Raw genomic sequence first — 910 nt, 5'->3', positions numbered from 1 at the left:
CGTGTTTCACGTTCCCTTTTTCTTTGATGAGCCTGCTGCAAAACACATTGGACGAAACTCTGGCGGCTTTGCCCGTCAGCGGGATGAGGGAGCTGGGATCGTTGATCGATCCGGCCTGGATCGAACAAGCGCTGAGCGCAACAGGCAAGGCCTCMATCCGTCGGCGCAAGCTGCCTGCCGACCATGCCGTCTGGTTGGTGATCGGTCTGGCCTTGTTTCGCCACATGCCCCTGTGGCAGGTTGTACAGGAGATGGCACTCACGCTGGATGGACAAGACTTGCCCGTTCCCAGCAGCAGCGTTCAAGCGCGCCAGCGACTGGGTGCTGAACCTTTGGCCCACTTGTTTGACTTGCTCACCAATGCTTGGGGCCGTGCCCATCCGGTGCATGAGCAGACTTTGCGCGTATTAGCGGTGGACGGTGTGGTCTGGTCTGCCCCCGATAGCGTGGATAACCGCGAGACGCTGGGCAGTGGACTGACGCAATACGGCCCTCAGCCTTGGCCGATGGTGCGCGGCGTGTGTCTGATCGATACCGACAGTCACGAGCTGCTTGATGCCAAGCTGGGGGACTACCACTGCGGTGAGCTGACACTGGCCGCTGATCTGCGGGGACTGGATCACTCGATCACGCTGTTTGACCGCGCCTACTTCTCAGCCGCGTTCTTGATGGATTGGCACAACACCGGAACACAACGCCATTGGCTCATGCGCGCCAAAGACAATTTGCGCCATGAGATTGTGCAAACACTGGGCGAAGGCGACTGGTTAATCCGCATGCCGGTGTCGCAACGCGCCAGGCAATTGCGCCCCGAGTTGCCAAGCCATTGGGAGGCGCGCTTGGTCGAAACGCATGCGGGTGGACGTGTCAGGCGCTTTATCACTTCCATGCTTGATCCCAAGCGCTTTGC

The 910-nt window shown here is 59.6% G+C and carries 1 protein-coding gene; it reads left to right on the top strand.

The window, feature by feature from the left end; all coding sequences use genetic code 11:
- Nucleotides 1-26: 26 nt before the first annotated feature.
- The coding region (locus AC1DZ5_RS21525; protein WP_477892852.1) for an IS4 family transposase at nucleotides 27-910 on the top strand (884 nt) is incomplete at its 3' end.

Source organism: Rhodoferax sp. P1_F3 (genome assembly GCF_056405715.1).
The sequence above is the reverse complement of the archived record's forward strand: the minus strand, read 5'-3'. Positions and strand labels throughout refer to the sequence as shown.